A 22,119-nucleotide genomic window follows, 5' to 3' on the forward strand; every position below is an offset into this window, starting at 1 on the left:
AGGACGCCAAGAATGGCTCAAAGAGAAATTAACATGCAGGAGAAAAAAAAACAGGGAGAGCCAGGTTTGCGTCGTCAGCTTAAATCACGACATTTAGCCATGATTGCTATCGGTGGATCTATCGGTACCGGTTTATTTGTTGCCTCTGGTGCTACCGTGGCGCAAGCAGGTCCAGGCGGGGCATTGCTTTCCTATGCATTAATTGGATTGATGGTTTATTTTCTAATGACCAGTCTCGGTGAACTCGCTGCATTTATGCCAGTTTCGGGTTCATTTTCTACCTATGGTGCAAAATATGTTGAAGAAGGGTTTGGTTTCGCATTAGGTTGGAATTATTGGTATAACTGGGCAGTTACCATCGCGGTTGACTTGGTTGCTGCTCAATTGGTTATGGATTATTGGTTTCCAGACGTCCCCGGTTGGACATGGAGCGCTTTATTTCTTGGCCTAATATTTTTGCTAAATTACATTTCAGTGAAAGGATTTGGTGAGTCTGAGTATTGGTTTTCTTTGATAAAAGTCGCCACGGTCATTGTCTTCATCATTGTCGGCGTGATGATGATAACCGGGATCATGAAAGGGGGCGAAAGCGCGGGGTGGCATAACTGGGGGATTGGAGATGCGCCCTTTGTCGGCGGATTTTCTGCCATGATAGGGGTGGCGATGATCGTCGGGTTCTCCTTTCAAGGAACCGAGTTAATTGGCATTGCAGCGGGGGAGTCGAAAGATCCCGGCAAAAATATTCCGCAAGCGGTACGGAAAGTTTTTTGGCGTATTTTATTATTTTATATTTTTGCAATTTTAATTATCAGCCTAATCATTCCGTATAATGATCCAAACCTACTGCGTAATGATGTGACTGATATTAGCCTCAGCCCTTTCACCTTAGTGTTTAAAAATGCAGGATTATTATCTGCCGCCGCGGTAATGAATGCGGTGATCTTAACCGCAGTACTCTCAGCAGGTAATTCAGGCATGTATGCTTCTACCCGCATGTTATTCACCCTAGCGAAGGAAGGTAAAGCCCCACAAATTTTTGCACGGTTATCTAAAAATGGCGTACCGCGTAATGCGTTATATGTGACGACAGCAGCAGCAGGTTTATGTTTTCTTAGTTCGATGTTTGGCAATAAAAGCGTATATTTATGGTTGCTTAACACTTCGGGGATGACCGGTTTCATCGCCTGGTTGGGCATTGCTGTCAGTCACTATCGCTTCCGCAAGGGATATATAGCGCAAGGACGTGATATCAACGCATTACCTTATCGCTCGGCGTTATTCCCGATAGGCCCAATTTTTGCGTTTGTGTTGTGTCTTATTATTACACTAGGCCAAAATTATCAGGCATTTTTAGCCGATCAGATCGATTGGTATGCTGTAATAGCCACTTACATCGGCATTCCATTATTTTTAACAATTTGGTTCGGTTATAAGCTAACTAAGCGAACACGCATGGTTAAATACCATGAAATGGAATTTCCACAGTGGAAAAATGAACCTTAATTCATAGCATGATGGAGAAATGATGAAAGCAAAATATTTATTTGTCTTTATGGTTATCGCTGCCTTGAGTGGATGTAATAACGCTCTATTTAAAAACATGGACATTTTAAAGAAGGATAGCTCACAAATACTGACACTAAAAGGATGTGGAGATGACATCAAAGTCAGTAACAAATCGACTCCGCCCGATTTGTATCAAGGGATGGTTAAGTGTATTAACAATCGTCACTATAATAACGGCGTCATTTTATTTTCACTGGCAGGAACTTACTCTTATTTCGATGTTACTAGGATGGCTGATGCGACTAAAAAGAATATCCACACTCATTTACTCGCCAAGGCAATGAACTCTGTAGACGATGAAGATAAGAGTAAACGCGAAGCATTCAGAGAAAAACTCCAACAAACGCTGAGCGATAAAGTCCGTCTTGTCGAAGTATGTGCACAAGTTCGCAATATCGGCATGCCTCATTATTCTCCGGATTATATTAATACCAGCGGGACTTTTGTTAATTATGATCCCAATAACGATATAGATCAGTCTACGCATTGGCAAAATGCTTTACAGGGCTATTTACATTGCCCGCCTTAATACAGTGAAGCTGATAGATAGAAAGAAAAAACGGGTAAAAATACAATTTTTACCCGTTTTATTGTTTATTAATGATTAAAGATACCTTGTATCTCAGCTCGCTGACGCTCATTCAATGGTTCCATCAATACTGACGCCATCATCCTCTGTTCTGTTGAATACCAACGCTTATAACCGCTGGTGTTGATCACAATAAAATCATAAGGCACCGTGCCAATTTTACCGGTTTCAACACCGCTAATTGTCCCAATAACGGTAACCAAACGGTATTGAAAATCAGCAGGCGTGAGAAACGCATTAACATAAGCAATGATCCTCCCTTGAGAAGGTTCAGTCAGCATGGGTTTAGCGTTACGATCTAAAGGAATGCTGGTGATTTCCAAACGTGTCCGTTGGCGCTCATTCGTCACATTGACAACGGTACCACCGAAACGCCCTTCTTGTCCGATGAACGCCCGAGGCGTATTTTTTATTAAATTTAGATTTTGTTGTGGTGTCTCTGTCTTCCCTTGAATTTCTTTAGGTATGTTCACACAGCCAGTCAGCAGCAGGGTAGCGAGCACGGCAAAAAAAAATTTGGCGCTAAATATCTCAATTTTCATTGTGAGTTATCTCTTAATCGTGGTCTTTAATTCAACCCTTCATGAACGGTTCGGTAATTTTTTCCATGTAACTTCATTACGCAGATAGATGGGTTCAGCCTGTTCAACAGGAACTGCTTTGCCGCTATGCCATAACGCTAATGCTAGCGGTAACATATCTTCCGCCTGTGGTAACGCTAATTGGCCATCGGATAAATCAACCCCACTACCAGCAATCAAATCAGGATAGGTTTGCCAACCTGTCCCTACAGATACCCAGGATCCTTGTAACGATTCTGCGAGCATTAAAGCTTGCTGGGGCGTCATAACCGCTTCACTGTGCGTACTTGACCATTGACCCGCCGCTTTGTGTTCAAATTGCCCCCAATAGACTTCCCCCATACGTGCATCTAACACCGCCAATACCTGGCACGCCCCTGTCTTACGCCACGCGCCTTGCGCTAAGGTCTGTAAAGTTGATACACCAATCATGGGTAAATCAGCGCCTAATGCTAACCCTTGCCCAATGCCGATGCCAATACGTACCCCGGTAAAACTGCCGGGGCCTCGACCAAAAGCCAACGCATCTAATTGATGCAAAGATAATCCTGATTCGGCTAATACCTGTTGCACCATCGGCAAAATACGCTGCGTATGGGTGCGAGGACAAATCTCAAACAGTGCGATGACTTCACCGTCATTCCAGATAGCAACAGAACAAGCTTCTGTCGCGGTATCAATCGCTAAAATTCGTGTGGACACCTCCCCTCCTTTTTTAACCCTTTTACGGCTGAATAAAATGTTGGCGGTAATAAACTAATTCCGCTACCGATTCACGGATATCATCCATCGCCTTATGGGTATTGTTCTTAGTAAATCCCTTGAGTATTTCAGGTTTCCAACGGCGCGCTAATTCTTTCAATGTGCTGACGTCCAGATAGCGATAATGAAAATATTTTTCCAATTCAGGCATATAACGAAATAAAAAACGGCGATCTTGTCCCACACTATTACCACAGATAGGCGAAACGCCCTGCGGTACATATTTCTTTAAAAATTCAATGGTTTGTTTTTCGGCAGCAGCTTCATCTGTTGTACTATTTTTGATGCGATTGACCAGGCCACTGTCATTATGCGTTCGTGTATTCCATTCATCCATCAAACTGAGCGTCTCATCAGATTGATGGATCGCAATGACAGGACCTTCCTCCAAAAGATTAAGATTGGCATCAGTTACTAGCGTCGCGATCTCAATAATACGATCATGTTCGGGATAGAGACCTGTCATTTCTAAATCGATCCAGATCAAATTATTTTTAATTTCTGTCATAATACTTCCTGCCTATCTTTTAAATACTAGACTTCAAGAGGGTTTATACCCTTCGCCTTTCAAGTTACGGCGGCGTTGGCAGCGATCACTTATCTTCTGTCATGTACTACTTGTACACTCCTGAGATTCGATTGATTGCCGCCTTGCCGTAATTCGAAATTCATTGGGTATAAAACGATAAAACAAAATTAACACAGTGATATTATAGCTTTTTTTATTTATTAGAAGCAATAAGTACTGCGCCTAACTAGGTGCTAAGTGAATGAGGGATCGTGAGCAAAAATAAGCTATCCAGAAACCAACAGCGCCGAGTGCAAGCAAATCATCAACGCCGACTACGTACGGCAGATAAAGAATCGACGCTCGATGACGCATTGTTCGGCGCGCCACAACCGGGCATTGTCGTCAGTCGATTCGGCCAGCATGCTGATGTGGAAGACAACGATGGCATACAATACCGCTGTAATATTCGCCGCACACTTTCTTCTCTGGTAACCGGTGATCATGTTGTATGGCGCCCGGCGATTACATCAAAAACAGCGATTGAAAAATCCTCAAATGAAAAATCCTCAGAGCTTGAACAAACTACTATAGAAAAAGTAACAGGTATTGTCGAAGCAGTTCATCAACGTACTTCTATTGTGACGCGCCCTGATCTCTATGATGGAATAAAACCCATTGCAGCTAATGTTGATCAAATTATTATCGTCTCTGCTATTTTGCCTAAATTATCATTGAATGTTATCGATCGTTATCTCGTCGCCTGCGAAAATTTGACAATACAACCGTTAATTCTACTCAATAAAATTGATTTATTAGATCAAGCCGATCGTAAAAAGATAGAAAGTATGATGGCTATCTATAGAAAAATTAATTACCCGGTATTCATGGTTTCCAGCCAAACGGGCGAAGGCATAGAATCGTTTAAACAATTACTGGTCGGGAAGGTCAGTATTTTTACGGGTCAATCTGGTGTAGGGAAATCGAGTCTATTAAATACCCTATTACCTCCCACTGAAAAACAAATTTTGATTAATACTGTTTCAAATCATTCAGGTTTAGGCCAACATACCACTACCGCTTCTCGTTTGTATCATTTACTACAGGGGGGGGATGTTATTGATTCACCTGGTGTACGTGAATTTGGGCTTTGGCATTTAACAGCCAAGCAAGTCACTGAAGGTTTCGTTGAATTCCATCATTATTTAGCGCGCTGTAAATTTCGTGATTGTCGCCATTTAGACGATCCTGGCTGTGCATTGCGTGATGCGGTTGAACGTGGCGAGATTGCGGCAGAACGCTTTGATAACTACCATCGTATTTTAGACAGTATGGAACAGGTAAGATCCAGAAAATTGTTTTCCAGCGACTGATTTCAAGCAATATACCCAATGAATTTCGAGTTACGGCAAGGCGGCAAGGGCGACCGACCGATGAGCGTAGACCTACTACGTGATTCGGCGAGCACCCGCAGACAACAAAGCCGTAACTTGAAAGGCGAAGGGTATAGAGAGTCGATTTTTACCAATACACCCTTTTTGATGTCATGGCCTACATATTCATGAGGTTTTTATGCTAGAACGTCTTAAAATAAAATTACAATATTTACTCCCGCGGCAAGGTTTAACACTTTTGGCGGGCTGGGGTGCAAACAAACAAGCGGGGTGGTTAAGTCAATTGGCGATTAAAAGCTTTGTTTGGTATTACAAAGTGGATATGAAAGAAGCCCAGCATTCTGAGCTCGCAACCTATCGTTCTTTCAATGAATTTTTTGTCCGTCGATTAGCCGATAACGCCCGTCCGATCACCGCAGGAGATCATCTGTTGGTACAACCGGCGGATGGCACGATCAGCCAGTTAGGCACTATCTGTGATGGAAAAATTTTGCAAGCCAAAGAACATCATTACAGTTTGGAAGCCCTATTAGCAGGGAATTATTTATTAGCCGAAGAGTTTAAAAATGGTCAATTTGTCACAACGTATCTCGCTCCCCGTGATTACCATCGGGTACATATGCCCTGTGGTGGCACCTTGCGTGAAATGATTTACGTCCCCGGTGATCTCTTTTCAGTGAATCAGTTGACATCAGAAAATATTACTAATTTGTTCGCCCGCAATGAACGAGTCATCTGTATTTTTGATACCGCCTTCGGCTCAGTAGCGCAAATTTTAGTGGGTGCTACCATCGTCGGCAGTATAGAAACTGTTTGGGAAAGCAATATTAACTCAGCAAGAGAAGGCATAATACAACGCTGGACGTATCCATCTACCGATGATGAGGGAGCGATCAAGCTGGAAAAAGGGCAAGAAATGGGACATTTTAAATTAGGCTCCACCGTCATCAACTTATTTGCATCAAATAAAATTCATTTAGCTCCTCATTTAAGTAGTGAGTCTGTTGCCCGTATGGGAGAGCCGTTAGCTGAAGCTGTTATGTTGGAAAATTGACAAAAAAGGAAGCATAACGTGCGCCTGATAACAATATGCTGGTTTGCTTTACTCTTTGCTTTATCGTTTGTTCAATCTCATGCAGCCATTCAGATCGACGAAGGGCAATTGCAGCAAGATCTACAACAAGCGACGGCGAATACTAAAGCACCTAATCACGCAGAAATTGTGCGGGCGTTACAAGGCGCGTTAAACTGGCTAAAAGACGCTAAAGAATCGGAGGAAAAAGCCAAGAAATATCAGATTATTATCAATGATTTTACTAAATTAATTGATGATTTAAATAAAAAAATAGCCGAAGAAAACAGTAAATTACCCCTCATTCCTAGCCAGCTGACAACAAATGAGCTTGAACAAAAAATCTCTCAAACCAGTGGGGTACTATCAGATTTAGAACACCAGATGCAGCAAGAACTCGAACTTTCACGAGAAATCAGCGATTCTATTGTACAAATTCCACTACAACAATCGGAAGCGCGACAGCTGCTGACTGAAACGATGCAGCGGCTTCAGTCATTCCAGAATCCAACCTCTCCCTTAGCAGAAGCAAAATTTTCTTTACTGAAAGCAGAAGCGATAGCACGTAAAGCAAAAATCAATGAATTAGAACTCGCTCAACTTTCTGCTAACAATTGGCAAGAACTCTCTCGTATGCGCATAGAATTATGCAAAAAACGTCATGAACGTTTGGATCAATTATTGCAGTCTTTGCGTAACCATAGTAATGATGAGCGGCAGCGAGAAGCAGAAAAAGTATTAGAGCGCACTGAGTCACTGGCCGAAAAAGACCGAAATTTACCCGATTCTGTTAGCACATTGCTACAAACCAACCGAACACTGTCTTATTCACTCAAACAGCAAACGCAGCGGATGAATACCATCTCTTCTGCCCAAACACTACAGGTACGGCAAGCACTGGCTACCATTCGTGAACAAGCTCAGTGGGTGGGCGTTTCGGCGGTTTTAGGTGAGACATTAAGAATGCAGGTCGCCCGATTACCAGACATGCCAAAATCGCAAAAATTAGATCGGGATATGGTTCAGTTACGTGTTGATCGACTTAATTTTGAAGATATGTTGGAAAAACAACAGAGAGTAACATTGACGCAAAATGATGGCAGTCCGCTCAACGTTGAGCAACAAAATATTGTTGATATGCAATTGAAAACGCAACGCAAGCTGCTGAATGTATTGCTTTCTGGTTACGATACTGAAATTCTGGAATTGACTAAACTCAAAGTCGCTGACAGCCAGTTGGTAGATGCACTTAAAGAAGTACATGAAGTCGCACACCGTCATCTGTTTTGGGTTGCCGATATCAGTCCACTTTCATTTTCTTACCCGGTTGAAGTGACACATGATCTGAGTCGCTTACTCTCACTTGATACATTATCGCAGCTCAGTGGTGCTTTAATGAAAATGCTCACCGACAAACAAACATTGATCCCGATTCTCGGCGCGTTACTGGTTGTTGGATTTAGTATCAGCTCCCGCCGCCATTATCATGCGCTCCTTGAACGGACGAATAACTACATCGGTAAAGTGAATCAAGATCAATTTTCTTTAACATTACGTACTGTTTTTTGGTCAATTTTAATCGCTTTACCCCTGCCAATATTATGGTCTGCGTTAGGATACAGTCTACAAAACGCTTGGTCTTATCCGATTGCAGTGGATATTGGTATTGCCGTAACGGAAACGGTACCGGTACTCTGGATTTTTATGATCGGAGCGGCTTTTACCCATCCTCACGGCTTATTTATTGCTCATTTTCGTTGGCATCCAGCACAGGTTGCCAGAGCGATGCGTTTCTACCGACTGTCAGTCTGGCTGATCATTCCGTTAATGATTGCTTTGATTTTTTTTGAAAATTACAGTGATCGTGAATTTGCTCCCACTTTGGGGCGGTTATGCTTTATTTTGTTATGTATCGCACTCAGTTTAGTCACTAGTAGTTTGAAACGGGCGGGGATCCCGCTGTATCTGGATGAATCAGGTCATGGTGATAATAAAGTTAATCGGGCGTTATGGGCAGTATTGCTGTCAGCACCTCTGCTCGCTGCTTTGGCTTCGGCGCTGGGTTACTTCACTACCGCCCAAGATTTGTTAACCCGTCTAGAAGTTTCTGTCGCTATTTGGTTTTTTCTGCTGATCATTTATCACATTGTTCGTCGTTGGATGCTTATCCAGCGGCGGCGTATCGCTTTTGAGCGAGCCAAACAACGGCGGGCGGATATTTTGGCACAACGGGCGCGTGAAGATGATGCCGCCATCAGTTTAAATCCAGAGGGCAGCAGCGAGACAGAAGAGCCGATGATCAATCTTGATGTGATTAGCGCCCAGTCACTACGATTGATCCGATCTATCCTGACTATGCTGGCGTTAGTCGCTGTTATCGCCCTATGGTCAGAAATCCATTCTGCTTTTGGTTTTTTAGAAAATATTCATCTATGGGATGTCACAACCACCTTTAATGGCGTGGATACCATACAACCCATCAGCATGGGTTCGATATTAATTGTCATTTTAGTGATAATCGTCACCACCCAGCTAGTACGTAATTTACCTTCACTGCTAGAGTTAGCTTTATTGCAACATTTAGATCTTGCGCCTGGTACCGGTTATGCTATTTCCACTATCACTAAATATTTATTGATGTTACTCGGTGGCATGGTGGGATTCTCGCTTTTGGGTATTGAGTGGGCAAAATTTCAATGGTTAGTCGCCGCGTTAAGCGTAGGTTTGGGCTTTGGTTTGCAGGATATTGTTAACAACTTTATCTCCGGCCTTATCATCTTATTTGAAAAACCTATCCGTATCGGCGATACCGTCACTGTTCGTGATCTTACCGGCAGCGTCACCAAAATTAATACTCGTGCGACAACGATTTCTGATTGGGATCGTAAAGAAGTTATTGTACCGAATAAAGCATTTATAACTGAACAATTTATCAACTGGTCGTTGTCAGATCCGATTACCAGGGTGGTATTGACCGTACCGGCTCCGATTGAAGCCAATAGTGAAGAAGTCACTGAAATATTGTTGATTGCCTCCCGCTGCTGTTCACTGGTATTAGATACCCCAGCGCCAGAAGTGTATTTGATCGATATCCAGCAAGGCATTCAGATTTTTGAATTACGTATCTACGCGGCTGAAATGAGTCATAGGATGCCGCTACGTCATGAGATCCATCAACTGATACTGGCAGGTTATCGTGAACACGGCATCGAGCTACCTTTTCCCCCTTTCCAAATACGCACTGATCGACTTAATAGGATCACTGATACGCTGAATCAAAAGAATAAAACTAGCTCAGGCAGTGCTTCTTAGCGCCCACCCTTATATTAGGAATACTACTCAGTACCTTTTTTATGATAAGTCGTTATCATGAATTTGAAAAACAAGTTATCAATGCCGGGAGCAGTATTATCGAGCCTTTGGCTATTGCCAGCGAACATGGAATGATTGCCCGCAATCGTGACAATATTAGACAGCTAATTAATTTACTGCATCACCGAAATAACCCTATTATTCGAGCGATAACGGTGTTTGACAAAGATAATAAATTTTTCGCCACTTCTAATTATAATTACAACTCTACTCAGCTCAGACTCGCCAAAAACCATCCTATACCTCACTCGCTGATGCTCACTCATCGAGGAGATTCACTGGTATTACAAATGCCAATTATTTCTGAATTTCATTTATCGCGTGATTACTTGCAGCCCAACGATGTCATCGCGCCTCAAACTCAAACCTTGGGATATATTGCTATCGATTTAGATCTGAAAACGGTTCATTTAAAACGGTTAAAAGAATTATTAATATCAATATTGTTACTTTTATTTTGTCTCTGTATCGCGGTGTTATTGACTTATCGTCTCATACAAGATGTGACTGTGCCGATCCACAATATGGTTAATGCTGTCGATCGCATTCGTCGTGGGCGGTTAAATAGCCGAGTAGAGGGCAATACATTCGGGGAGCTGGATACGCTAAAAAATGGTATTAACGCCATGGCGATGTTCCCTGGCGGCATATCGCAAAAAAATGCAACACAGTATCGATCAAGCGACTTTTGATTTACGTAACACCCTTGAACAAATAGAAAAACAGAATGTGGAATTAGAATTAGCTAAAAAACGGGCGCAAGAAGCAGCGCGTATTAAATCTGATTTTCTAGCGAATATCTCTCATGAATTACGTACGCCGCTGAATGCGGTAATCGGTTTCACTCGGCAAACACTAAAAACCGCATTAACCCCAACGCAAGTCGATTATATGCAAACGATTGAGCGATCGGGCAATCACCTATTATCTATCATCAATGACGTATTGGATTTCTCGAAATTAGAAGTAGGAAAGTTAGCGCTAGAGCAGCTCCCTTTTTTATTACGCGCCACGCTGGATGAAGTGATCATTTTACTGGCTCATACGGCCCATGAAAAAGGGCTCGAGCTGATTTTACATGTCAATCAAGATGTACCCGAACAAGTGGTAGGCGATGCGATGCGTTTGCAACAAATTATCACTAATCTGCTGGGAAACGCGATTAAATTTACCGAAAAGGGCAGTATAGATATCAATATCAATCTATTATGCGAAACATGCCAAACAAAAGATGAAATTAAGTTAGCGGTAGAAATTCGCGATACCGGTATTGGCATTTCGGAAACACAATACCCGCAATTATTCCAGGCTTTTGGCCAAGCTGATGCGAGCACTTCACGTCGCCACCGGGGGTACCGGTCTTGGGCTGGCAATTACTGAGCACCTGGTAAAGAAGATGAAAGGCACTATTGGTTTCTCCAGCCAGCTCAACCATGGCTCCACATTTGTATTCAACATTGCTTTAACTTTAAATGAAAATACCCTTGATCAAGCGGCTTCAATGGAACCACTGGTCAATAAACATCTGGCTTATATCGAAAGTAACGCAACGGCGGCACAGGCGACATTGCATTTTTTAAAGGGTACGCCACTACAGATCACTCACCGCTCAACGTTAAAGCAGTTGCCTCAGCAACATTACGATTTTCTACTGATTGGGATAGCGGTTCCTTCAGCTTCGAATCAAACCGATCACCGGGAGCAATTAATCACCGCCCTTGAAATGGCTGATCAGTTTATTTTAGTATTACCCAGTCAATTACAGGTCGAGGCAGAACAGCTTAAACAAGCGGGCGCCAAAGCCTGTCTCCTTAGGCCAATATCCAGCAACCGATTATTCCCTCTATTATTAGCAAAAAATGGATTGGATCCTTTGATACCGCAGAAAAAACCGGATCCTGTCGCTCGCTTTCCTTTACGGGTGATGGCGGTTGACGACAATCCTGCCAATTTAAAACTCATCGGCACGCTTTTGGCCGAACAAGTGGAAGAGACGATTGTGTGTGAAAGCGGTGCAAAAGCATTATTGATGGCGCGTCGAAAAAGGTTAGATATTATTTTAATGGATATTCAGATGCCTCAGATGGATGGTATCCAGACCAGTCAATTAATTCATCAAATACCGCATCATCAGAATACCCCCATCATTGCGGTTACCGCGCATGCAGTGAATGGCCAACGAGATTATTTTCTTAGCATGGGTATGGCGGATTATCTCGCCAAACCGATTGATGAGGCACTGCTAAGATGCACCCTTTCTCGCTACTCTCGATTAAAAAATCATCTGCCCAATCCGCTGGTTGCTGATCATCCTGTTTTCTCTCCTCCTTCCCGCTCCTGCGATACAACATTAGGTGTTACAACATGGGCAGCAAAATCACTGGATTGGCCGTTAGCGATACAACAAGCCGCGAATAAGGAGGATTTGGCTTATGAATTATTATCTATGCTGCTGGGATCACTGCCTTTGATCACAAAACAGATACAAGACATGATGAATAAAGAACAGAATGATGAGAATACCCACGCCGCTATTTTGTCGTTAATCCATAAGTTGCACGGTAGTTGTGGATACACCGGTACCCCTCGTTTACAACAGATTTGTTTGACGATTGAAAGTCAATTACGGCAGAAAATAGCATTACAACAGTTACAACCGGAATGGTTAGAATTATTAGATGAAATTGAGAATGTCACTCAAGCCGCACAACAGCAAATAGACGGCTTGCAACATCGTTGTTAACAATGGGGGATGGTGAGCATCGCGTAACCTAGCATTGACGTCACGCTTATGTGTAGTAGCTCAAACTTAGCCTGACAGGCTTCCAAACGACCCCCTACAAACGACGATCTGACTGAAAGTCTATCTCAGTGGCATCCTTAATGACCTCCTCGAACTGAGGATGAACCGGATTAAGTAAGTAATTCAGCTCACGTGGGACTACTACACTGGGTACGGCTAGAGCTAGGTTTTCTCTGCCTTCCAACCAGCCGTCACCAATCTCCGCCGTTGATGGTGGAGCCGGTTCATCCCTCCAGTCGCCCGGCAACTGGTCGGAAGAGAGGTACAGAACAGCCTCCGCTGGCAACTTCACCTCCAGTAACACGTAATGTTGCAACAGACTGTAATCGTCGAGGTGAACCATAACCTCTAGTATCGCCAATGATTCCGAGCTGGCTAGATATACACAGAGCCGTCCCCGGTTATTCCAACGACCACCGTAAAGACGAGCACCTTCTCCATTGAAAGCGAGCCCTAGCCATTTCCTCTTAACCAGCCGATATGCAACAATCTCGCTCATGCAAAGATACCATGCTCTAGGCGACCGATCAGATCCAACACGGCGGTAGCCTCGGCAGAAGTGGCGATCATCTCAACAGGGCGACGACCACCAAGACCGCGAACGGGATTAAGTAGCCATTGCCGAGCACGTTCTTTATCGCCTTCAAACAGATCTGTCGCTGCTTTTAACACTTCCGCAAAACGGTACAGCCTATCGCTCTCATCCACCTTGAACCGACCCAGCTTAGCTCTACGCTGCAATGTAGCCTGAGGAATAATGATATACTTGGCTAGTTCCTTGAGCTCCAAACCTGCTACGGAAGCGAGCTTTGTGTAAACAGTGTAGGGCATTCCATCTCGCAAGGTTTGATGTAGCTTTGCGCCACGGGAAGGCATGCCAACAGCCTTCCAGAAGCTGGTGTTGGTATCACAATTCACCCGGTATCCCTTGATGGCATAGTCCATAGAAACCTCCAAAAATCTCAGTTGATATAATATTAATCTATCATTTGATTTAATGGCGAACAAAGATCAGGTAAAAGAAAGAGAGCATACAGGTTGAATGGAATTCTTCAGCTTAGTGTTTGTGTTCCAATTCGGAAAGAAATGATGTCTATACCCTTCGCCTTTGAAGCCGCCGCGTTGTTGGCTGCGAGCCCTCGCCCTCATGGTCTATCTACACCTATCAGTCTCCCCCCTCTGGCCGCCTAGCGGAAACTTCAAAGGCTAAGGGTATATGAACACACATTTAAGCGACAAAATTTCCGGCCTACAACCCCAAGCTATTATTTACAACAACCGTAATGCATCAAACGTTCGTAACGCCGCTCTAACAACGTTTCTTCATCCAGTTTATCCAATTCCTCTAAATCAGCGAGTAGATGTGCTTTCAACGAAGCAGAAATCGCTAATATATCGCGATGAGCCCCTCCTAGCGGTTCGGCAATCACGGCATCGATCATCTTTAGTTTTTTGAGCCGGGGAGCGGTGATCCCCATGATTTCAGCAGCTGATGGCGCTTTATCGGCGCTTTTCCACAGAATAGAAGCACAGCCTTCAGGAGAAATCACTGAATAAGTGCTGTATTGCAACATATTGATTCTGTCACCTACACCAATCGCTAATGCCCCTCCTGAACCACCCTCACCAATAACAGTGCAAATAATGGGCACTTTGAGACGCGCCATGGTACGTAAATTACGCGCAATAGCTTCCGATTGTCCACGCTCTTCTGCACCGACACCAGGGTATGCCCCCGGGGTATCAATAAAGGTGATGATGGGCAATTTGAAGCGCTGCGCCATTTCCATCAACCGTAGCGCTTTGCGATACCCCTCCGGAGCCGGCATACCAAAATTTCGGCGCAGGTTTTCTTTCGTGTCTCTACCTTTTTGATGCCCTATAATCATCACCGGGCGATCATCTAAACGTGCAATCCCTCCTACGATAGCTTTATCATCCCCGTAAACACGATCACCGGCTAACTCTTCAAAATCAGTAAATATCTGTTTAATGTAATCCAAAGTATAAGGCCGACGAGTATGGCGCGCTAATTTGACAATCTGAAAAGCAGTTAAATCTGAAAAAATTCTTTGAGTAAGTTCAACACTTTTTGCACGTAAACGCTGCACTTCTTCATCCAAATTAATGGCTGGTTTTTCATCTTTATCGCTAAGGTTGGTCAAGGCATCGATTTTTGCTTCGAGCTCCGCAATCGGCGCTTCGAAATCGAGAAAGTGTAGGCTCATAACATTCCTATTTTTAGTCAAATTCCAATTCTACCTGCGTATTACCTATCAACGTTCGTAAATCAATTAATAAACGTTCAGTCGGTGTTATACGCCATGCTGCCCCCAAACGCAGCTTGGCACGTGCATCTGAGCATTGATAATAGATATGAACTGGAATAGTTCCTGAACAATGCGGTTGCAATAACTGACGGAGACGATTTAAAAATTGATCGTTAATTTTATTATGCATTAACGAGATAGCCAATCCACAGGCATGTTTTTCACGTGCTTGATTGATATCCATCACTTCACGTACATTCATTTTCAGCCCGCCATTAAAATCATCAACGCTGACTTGGCCAGTGGCGATAAGAATACGGTCTTTTTCCAATAAGTGCTGGTATTTTTCTAATGTCTCGGTAAATAACATCACTTCTAAGCGCCCTGAGCGATCATCAAGCGTACAGATCCCAATGCGGTTACCCCGTTTGGTAACAATAACTCGAGCTGCTATCACCAAGCCCGCTACCGTGGTTGTTTTTCCCCGTTCGGTCACATGCAGATCTTTTAAACGTATCCCCCCCGAGTAGCGTTCTAATTCTTTTAAATATTGCGTGATCGGATGTCCGGTTAGGTAAAGTCCCAACGTTTCCCGCTCTCCTTCTAACACGATTTGTTCTTGCCAGGGGGCAATATTGGCATAAGAATGTTCAACTTGTTCCGGCGACCCTGTTAATACACCGAACATATCTTTTTGTCCAATCGCCTCTGCTTTTGCATGTTGATCGGCTGCTTTGAGCGCCGTTTCTAAAGAATGCATCAGGGAGGCTCGATGAGGCCCTAAGCGATCAAAAGCACCTGACAGAATCAACTTTTCTAATACACGTCGATTTAATTTTTTAGTTTCTGTCCGAGCACACAAATCAAATAAATCTTTGAAATGCCCTCCTGCTTGGCGCGCATTGAGTATTGCGGTAATCGGCCCTTCGCCAACCCCTTTAATCGCGCCAATACCATAAACAATTTCGCCATCGTCATTGACATTAAAATGATAGGATCCACTGTTGATATCGGGAAGTAAGACTTTTAATCCCATACGGATGCATTCATCCACCATCCCTACTAACTTGTCGGTGTTGTCCATATCTGCCGTCATCACCCCCGCCATAAATTCAGCAGGATAATGTGCTTTTAACCACAGAGTTTGATAGGAAACTAATGCATAGGCGGCAGAATGTGATTTGTTAAAGCCATAACCGGCAAATTTTTCTACCAGATCAAAAATTTTTATCGCGAGTTCACCATCAATACCTTGCTGCTTTGCCCCATTTTCAAAAATAGAGCGCTGTTTCGCCATTTCTACTGGATCTTTTTTGCCCATAGCACGACGTAACATATCAGCGCCGCCCAATGAGTAACCAGAGAGAACCTGAGCGATTTGCATCACCTGCTCTTGATATAAAATAATGCCGTAGGTGGGTTCCAATACTGGTTTGAGCAATTCATGTTGCCACTGAATATCGGGATACGATAAGGCTTCACGTCCATGCTTGCGATCAATAAAGTTGTCTACCATGCCTGATTGCAACGGGCCTGGCCGAAAAAGTGCTACCAACGCGATAATATCTTCAAAGCAGTCTGGTTTTAAGCGTTTAATCAGATCTTTCATTCCTTTGGATTCCAGCTGAAATACTGCTGTCGTCTCAGCCCGTTGTAACAATGCAAAACTTTTTTTATCGTCCAAAGGAATAGTGGTGATATCTATCGAGGGCAATCCTTTGCTAGCCTGTTGCGCATTGATCATCACCAATGTCCAATTAATAATGGTCAATGTACGTAAGCCGAGGAAGTCAAATTTTACCAGGCCGGCATATTCCACATCATTTTTATCAAATTGAGTGACGGGGTTTTTGCCTTCGGCATCACAATATAACGGTGAAAAATCAGTGATTTTAGTGGGTGCGATAACCACCCCACCGGCATGTTTACCGGCATTACGTGTTACGCCTTCTAGTTTGCGAGCCATATCAATCAGTGCTTTAACTTCTTCATCTGCCTGATAAAGTTCGGCTAATTGAGGCTCTGCGGCGAAGGCTTTTTCTAATGTCATGCCGACGTCAAGTGGAATTAATTTCGCGATGCGATCGACAAAACCATAAGGATGGCCGAGTACGCGCCCTACATCACGGATCACCGCTTTTGCTGCCATAGTACCAAAGGTAATAATTTGGGAAACCGCATCGCGCCCATAGATATTCGCCACATGTTCAATAACTTGGTCGCGTTTTTCCATACAAAAATCAATATCGAAATCAGGCATGGAAATGCGTTCGGGATTCAAAAAGCGTTCAAATAGCAAATCAAAAGCCAGTGGGTCAATATCGGTGATTTTTAGCGCATAAGCGACCAAAGAGCCGGCACCCGAGCCTCGTCCGGGCCCAACGGGGATGCCGTTATCTTTTGACCATTGGATGAATTCCATGACGATTAAAAAATAACCTGCAAATCCCATCTGGTTAATCACTTTAATTTCAACATTCAGACGTTCATCGTAGGCGGCTCGCCTTTGTTTTTTGGTATTAACATCAGGAAAAAGAAAAGCTAACCGCTCTTCTAATCCGAGCTGCGCTTTTTCTGCAAAAAAATCTTCGGTACTCATCGCCCCAGTCGGAAATTGGGGTAAAAAATATTCGCCCAAGCGAATGCTCAGGTTACAACGTTTAGCAATTTCAATACTGTTGGTAAGTGCCTCAGGAATATCACTAAACAGTGCACACATTTCCTGTTCATTACGCATAAATTGCTGAGGACTGTAATTTTTTGGGCGCTTAGTATCGGCCAAGGTAGCACCGTCATGGATGGCCACACGGATTTCATGCGCCTCAAAGTCAGATGTATCAATGAAACGAACATCATTGGTTGCTACCACAGGGATATCATGTTGACTCGCTAATGCTATTGCGCCCCGCAAATAATTTTCTTCATCAGGCCGGCCTGTGCGAATTAATTCTAAATAATAATTATCGGCAAAGTACTGTTGGTAAAATGCAAGACACTCTAGCATTTGTGTTTGATTGCCCCGCAGCATAAATTTACCGACATCTCCGCTGCGCCCTCCAGAGAGCAAAATCAACCCCTCACTGTGAGTGATTAACCAATCTCGATCAATGAGGGGCCCACTGGCACCATAACCACGCTGATACGCCTTAGAGATTAATAAGGTAAGATTTTGATAACCTTGCTGGTTACGTGCCAATATCGTAAGTTGAGCCAGTTCATCATCCAAAAGCTTACTTTGTAGATAAAAATCGGCACCAATGATCGGCTTAATACCCGCCGCTTGTGCGCTGCTATAAAATTTAATGAGACCACAAAGATTAGTAAAATCAGTGATAGCTAATGCCGGCATCCCTAAGCTCGCTGCTTTTTTTACCAGGGCGCTGGTTTTGGCTAATCCATCGATCATGGAATAATCACTGTGTACACGTAGATGGATAAAACGTGGATCGGTCATAGGACACCAAAATTTAGAGGATTTTACCCTTCGCCCTTGAAGCTGCCGCGTTGTTGGCTGCGGGCGTTAGCCCGAATCACGTAGTAGTCTACGCTCATCGGGTCTCACGCCCTGGCAGCCGAAGGCAACTTCAAGGGCTGTGGGTATAAACTATAGGTAAAGGAGATTTCAAACAGGCGCTTACTGGCGCGAAACTGCGCCGGTGATCTGGGATGACACCAAGAGCCGCTAATTTTTTTAAATGCAAGGCAGTGGGATAGCCTTTATGTTGCGCAAAACCGTAACCGGGAAAGCGCTGATCTAAAGCAACCATTTCTCGATCACGCGTCACTTTTGCCAAAATAGACGCAGCACTGATCTCAGCTACCAGGCTATCCCCTTTCACCACTGCCATCGTGGGCATCGATAAATGGGGGCAGCGATTACCGTCGATCAATACATAATCAGGCGTAAGATCTAGTCCGGCCACCGCACGCTGCATGGCGAGTAGCGTGGCGTTTAAAATATTTAAACGGTCGATTTCTTCTGGTTCAGCACGACCAATGCTCCAAGATCGCGCTTTTTGTGTGATCGCTTGATATAACGCCCGGCGTTTTTTTTCACTGAGTTTTTTTGAATCCGCTAACCCCTCTATCGGTTGAGAGGGATCGAGGATCACTGCGGCGGTCACTACTGCACCAACCAATGGCACGCGTCCAACCTCATCGACCCCTGCGATTAATTTTGCTTGAGGATAAATAAACAGTTTGTTCATGATCGCGCTAACTCCAATACTGCTTGGGCGGCCTGCTGATCCGCGCCACAACGGATACTTTGATGCAAAGTCAAAAAGCGTTTTTTTATCGTTACAACGGCTTTTCCTCGAATTAATAATGGCAATAATGCCTCAGCAAGTTTTTGCGGTTGACACTCTTGTTGTAATAATTCAGTGACCAACGCTTCTCCGGCGAGTAAATTGGGCAATGAAACATAAGGCGTTTTTATTAATCGTTTTGCCAGCCAGAAGGTGAAAGGCCGCAGACGATAAGCAACGACCATTGGACATTTCGCTAACATACATTCTAATGCTGCTGTGCCTGATGCCAATAATGTGGCATCACTGGCAATCATGGCGGTACTCGCCTGTCCATCCAAGAGATGTAGCGGTAAATCAGGCGCTATTTTAGCTTTAATCGCAGCAAATTGTTGTCGTCGTTGTGGATTAACCAGCGGAACCAGCACTTCGAGATCAGGAAACTGTTGGCGTAGTAGCAGGGTGGTGAGAAGAAAATCAGCACTGAGCATAGCGACTTCAGCTTGGCGGCTGCCGGGTAAGAGCGCTAAACAACGGCAATTTGCAGCAATCCCCAGAGCTTTTCTAGCAGCTTGCTGATCAGGGATTAGCGGCATGGTATCCGCCATCGTGTGACCGATAAAACGGCAAGGAACGTTAAATCGATCGTAAAAGGCTTTTTCGAAAGGAAGAAACGCTAAGACCATATCAGTGGCTTTAGCGATTTTGAAGATGCGTTTTTGGCGCCAAGCCCAAACGGAGGGGCTGACATAATGGAGCGTACGGATGCCTCGCTGTTTCAAATCTCCTTCAAGCTTGATATTAAAGTCCGGCGCGTCAATGCCAATAAAAACATCGGGCTTGAGTTTGCTAAAACGTTGACTCAGATCACGGCGTATTTTTAATAAGCGCGGTAAGCACCCCAATACTTCGACAATCCCCATCACCGCCAATTCTTCCATTTGATACCATGCTTCACACCCCTCGGCTTGCATTAAAGGACCAGCAACACCGATAAACTGTATATCAGGAGCCTGTGCTTTTAACGCCCGCATTAATCCCGCCGCTAAAATATCACCCGATGTTTCTCCGGCAATTAATCCGATAGTCAGTGGACGCTGTTGCATATACCCTTCACCTTTCAAGTTACGGCGGCGTTGGCTGCTCGTACTCATCCTTTGTCATGTACTATTTATACACTCCTGGGATGCGATTGATTAGACCTCTTTGGAAACCGTAGTTCGTTATGCGGAGTCAAGGCGCCCGGCGCACAGCAACCTTCGTTGCCATAAGTACATGAGGATTGCGCGCACCGGGCAACGCAGGATCCGTATCATGTAGTAGGTTTCCAAAGAGGTCTATTGCCACCTTGCCATAACTCGAAATTCATTAGGTATAAGTTAGCGGATGATGCCACGAGTCGAGCGGACAAAGAAATCATTGAATAATTTGAGCACGGGTTTTTTTTCTGCCACGATAGCGATTTCATTTTTTGCTTCTTCAAAGGTTTTTTTACTGCGGTAAAGCAGTTTGTGCGCTTCACTGATAGCGCTGCGCAACTCCTTATCAAACCCGTGGCGCTTTAATCCTTCGATATTAATTCCGAAAGCGGTGGCATGATTACCCTGTGCAATCATACAAGGGGGGATATCTTGAGCAACGCCAGAACAGCCACCGACCATCACATACGCACCAATCACACAAAATTGATGTACCGCCGTCATACCGCCGATAATGACATAATCATCGATAATGACATGGCCGCCTAAGGTTGCATTATTCGCAAGAACACAGTGGTTACCAATCAAGCAATCATGCGCAATATGCGTATTAATCATCAACAGGTTATCATTACCAATTTTCGTTAGCTCGCCCCCTTGCTTCGTACCTCGATGAATAGAAACACTTTCGCGGATACGATTGCGATCACCGATTTCAACGCGGGTAGGCTCTCCGGCGTATTTTAAATCCTGATTGATTTCACCAATGGAAGCAAATTGATAAATTTGATTATGGCAACCTATTTTTGTGCGGCCATTGATAACAACATGCGATTTCAGCTGCGTGCCTTCGCCGATTTCTACCTCAGAGCCAATAAAACAAAAAGGACCAACAGTAACGTTGGCGGCAATAATCGCGCCTTCTTCGATGATAGCTGTTTGATGGATAACAGCGCTTTGATTAATCACTGACCGATTCTCTAGGTGTTTTTTGCTGTTCAGATGTATAGGTTGCTGTCTCACCGCTGATATCAACACTGAGATCTTCCTCTCCTGGCGTTTTGTGCTGGTTACGAGCACAGGTCATGGTTGCTTCACAAACAATTTTGTTATCCACTGTTGCTACGCCTTGAAAACGGGTGATACCACAGCGTGTCCTGCAAAATGTCACTTCTAAAATCATCTGATCTCCAGGCGTGACTGGAAGTCTAAAGCGCGCTTCGTCAATGCCGGTAAAATAAAAAATTTCACCTGATTTAAGCCCCCCGAGTCCGCTTTTAAAAGCCAGGATCCCAGTTGCTTGCGCCATTGCTTCTAAAATCAATACACCGGGAAAGATAGGTTTACCGGGAAAGTGTCCCTGAAAAAAAGGCTCGTTAAAAGAAACACTTTTTAATGCTTTAAGAGATTTACCTTTTTCAAACTCCAACACACGATCCACCAATAAAAAGGGGTAACGATGTGGCAGCAGGGTCAAAATCTCTTCAATATCTAGAGGATCTTGTTTTGTTGTAGTCAAAATACTTTTCCTGTCTAAAAAACATATGGCATTAATAGCATGGCTGTGTTGATCATGATTTTTTACTAGACTTCTTGCATAACCTGCTGCGTGGCGCGAATGCTAGGTTATATACCCTTCGCCTTTCAAGTTACGGCGGCTTTGGCTGCGGGCGCTCGCCGAATCACGTAGTATGTCTACGCTCATCGGTCTCACCCCCTTGCCGCCTTGCCGTAACTCGAAATTCATTGGGTATAC

At 44.0% G+C, this 22,119-nt stretch carries 18 protein-coding genes and 2 pseudogenes; 8 read left to right on the top strand and 12 right to left on the bottom strand.

Annotation, left to right across the window (positions count from 1 at the left end; all coding sequences use genetic code 11):
- The first annotated feature begins 33 nt into the window (after window positions 1-33).
- Window positions 34-1,503: an amino acid permease gene (locus REG_RS06700; RefSeq protein WP_176603473.1), complete on the top strand. Its 1,470-nt coding sequence runs from the start codon at window positions 34-36 to the stop codon at window positions 1,501-1,503.
- A 19-nt stretch (window positions 1,504-1,522) separates the two neighbouring features.
- On the top strand, window positions 1,523-2,095 hold the full coding sequence (locus REG_RS06705; protein ID WP_006704949.1) for a hypothetical protein: 573 nt from the start codon (window positions 1,523-1,525) through the stop codon (window positions 2,093-2,095).
- Window positions 2,096-2,163: 68 nt separating this feature from the next.
- Here the strand turns inward: REG_RS06705 and REG_RS06710 are convergent, their stop codons facing one another.
- Genes REG_RS06710 through orn form a run of 3 tightly spaced genes read right to left on the bottom strand, consistent with a single transcriptional unit; the run spans window position 2,164 to window position 4,006 of the window.
- Window positions 2,164-2,697 (bottom strand): Slp family lipoprotein, encoded by a 534-nt coding sequence (locus REG_RS06710; RefSeq protein ID WP_006704950.1) that lies wholly within the window; start codon window positions 2,695-2,697, stop codon window positions 2,164-2,166.
- A 39-nt stretch (window positions 2,698-2,736) separates the two neighbouring features.
- Window positions 2,737-3,438 carry a tRNA (adenosine(37)-N6)-threonylcarbamoyltransferase complex dimerization subunit type 1 TsaB gene (gene tsaB, locus REG_RS06715; RefSeq protein ID WP_006704951.1) on the bottom strand — a complete coding sequence of 234 codons (702 nt, stop codon included), beginning with the start codon at window positions 3,436-3,438 and terminating at the stop codon, window positions 2,737-2,739.
- Window positions 3,439-3,460: 22 nt separating this feature from the next.
- Window positions 3,461-4,006, bottom strand: a complete 546-nt coding sequence (gene orn, locus REG_RS06720; RefSeq protein ID WP_006704952.1) for an oligoribonuclease — start codon at window positions 4,004-4,006, stop codon at window positions 3,461-3,463.
- Between the two features lie 272 nt (window positions 4,007-4,278).
- Between orn and rsgA the strand changes: the two genes are divergently transcribed.
- The 5 genes and pseudogenes from rsgA to barA all read left to right on the top strand — a co-directional run bounded on the left by rsgA (window position 4,279) and on the right by barA (window position 12,587).
- Window positions 4,279-5,379, top strand: coding sequence for a small ribosomal subunit biogenesis GTPase RsgA (gene rsgA, locus REG_RS06725; RefSeq protein WP_006704953.1), 1,101 nt, complete (start codon window positions 4,279-4,281; stop codon window positions 5,377-5,379).
- 18 nt (window positions 5,380-5,397) lie between these two features.
- On the top strand, window positions 5,398-5,571 hold the full coding sequence (locus tag REG_RS13355) for a hypothetical protein (RefSeq protein WP_176603463.1): 174 nt from the start codon (window positions 5,398-5,400) through the stop codon (window positions 5,569-5,571).
- 7 nt (window positions 5,572-5,578) lie between these two features.
- Window positions 5,579-6,454 (top strand): archaetidylserine decarboxylase, encoded by an 876-nt coding sequence (asd, locus tag REG_RS06730; RefSeq protein WP_006704954.1) that lies wholly within the window; start codon window positions 5,579-5,581, stop codon window positions 6,452-6,454.
- Window positions 6,455-6,472: 18 nt separating this feature from the next.
- Window positions 6,473-9,784: a miniconductance mechanosensitive channel MscM gene (gene mscM, locus REG_RS06735; protein WP_006704955.1), complete on the top strand. Its 3,312-nt coding sequence runs from the start codon at window positions 6,473-6,475 to the stop codon at window positions 9,782-9,784.
- A gap of 11 nt (window positions 9,785-9,795) precedes the next feature.
- Window positions 9,796-12,587, top strand: a pseudogene (gene barA, locus REG_RS06740) (two-component sensor histidine kinase BarA).
- Between the two features lie 94 nt (window positions 12,588-12,681).
- Here barA and REG_RS06745 read toward each other — a convergent pair.
- Window positions 12,682-13,146 (bottom strand): RES family NAD+ phosphorylase, encoded by a 465-nt coding sequence (locus REG_RS06745; protein WP_039907654.1) that lies wholly within the window; start codon window positions 13,144-13,146, stop codon window positions 12,682-12,684.
- Entirely contained in the window at window positions 13,143-13,592 is a 450-nt protein-coding gene (gene parS / locus REG_RS06750) for a type II RES/Xre toxin-antitoxin system antitoxin (protein ID WP_039907656.1), read from the bottom strand. The genes REG_RS06745 and parS overlap by 4 nt, the downstream gene beginning before the upstream one ends.
- Window positions 13,593-13,685: 93 nt before the next feature.
- Here parS and REG_RS13360 point away from each other — a divergent pair, with 93 nt between their 5' ends.
- The gene (locus REG_RS13360; RefSeq protein ID WP_176603464.1) at window positions 13,686-13,838 is read left to right on the top strand and encodes a hypothetical protein; all 153 of its coding nucleotides are present in this window, start codon (window positions 13,686-13,688) and stop codon (window positions 13,836-13,838) included.
- Window positions 13,839-13,912: 74 nt separating this feature from the next.
- Here REG_RS13360 and accA read toward each other — a convergent pair whose 3' ends face one another.
- From accA to REG_RS14275, 7 genes and pseudogenes are all read right to left on the bottom strand, one after another.
- Window positions 13,913-14,875 (bottom strand): acetyl-CoA carboxylase carboxyl transferase subunit alpha, encoded by a 963-nt coding sequence (accA, locus tag REG_RS06755; protein WP_039907657.1) that lies wholly within the window; start codon window positions 14,873-14,875, stop codon window positions 13,913-13,915.
- A gap of 13 nt (window positions 14,876-14,888) precedes the next feature.
- Window positions 14,889-18,371, bottom strand: coding sequence for a DNA polymerase III subunit alpha (gene dnaE / locus REG_RS06760; RefSeq protein WP_006704959.1), 3,483 nt, complete (start codon window positions 18,369-18,371; stop codon window positions 14,889-14,891).
- 130 nt (window positions 18,372-18,501) lie between these two features.
- Window positions 18,502-19,125 carry a ribonuclease HII gene (rnhB, locus tag REG_RS06765; RefSeq protein WP_039907659.1) on the bottom strand — a complete coding sequence of 208 codons (624 nt, stop codon included), beginning with the start codon at window positions 19,123-19,125 and terminating at the stop codon, window positions 18,502-18,504.
- Window positions 19,122-20,270 carry a lipid-A-disaccharide synthase gene (gene lpxB, locus REG_RS06770; RefSeq protein WP_176603474.1) on the bottom strand — a complete coding sequence of 383 codons (1,149 nt, stop codon included), beginning with the start codon at window positions 20,268-20,270 and terminating at the stop codon, window positions 19,122-19,124. The genes rnhB and lpxB overlap by 4 nt, the downstream gene beginning before the upstream one ends.
- 273 nt (window positions 20,271-20,543) lie before the next feature.
- Window positions 20,544-21,332: an acyl-ACP--UDP-N-acetylglucosamine O-acyltransferase gene (lpxA, locus tag REG_RS06775; protein WP_006704962.1), complete on the bottom strand. Its 789-nt coding sequence runs from the start codon at window positions 21,330-21,332 to the stop codon at window positions 20,544-20,546.
- A gap of 97 nt (window positions 21,333-21,429) precedes the next feature.
- Window positions 21,430-21,882: pseudogene (gene fabZ, locus REG_RS06780) on the bottom strand (3-hydroxyacyl-ACP dehydratase FabZ); the annotation flags it as partial.
- A 102-nt stretch (window positions 21,883-21,984) separates the two neighbouring features.
- Window positions 21,985-22,110 (bottom strand): hypothetical protein, encoded by a 126-nt coding sequence (locus REG_RS14275; protein WP_006704964.1) that lies wholly within the window; start codon window positions 22,108-22,110, stop codon window positions 21,985-21,987.
- Between the last annotated feature and the right edge of the window lie 9 nt (window positions 22,111-22,119).

The sequence above is a fragment of the Candidatus Regiella insecticola LSR1 genome (assembly GCF_000143625.1).
Lineage (GTDB): Bacteria > Pseudomonadota > Gammaproteobacteria > Enterobacterales > Enterobacteriaceae > Regiella > Regiella insecticola.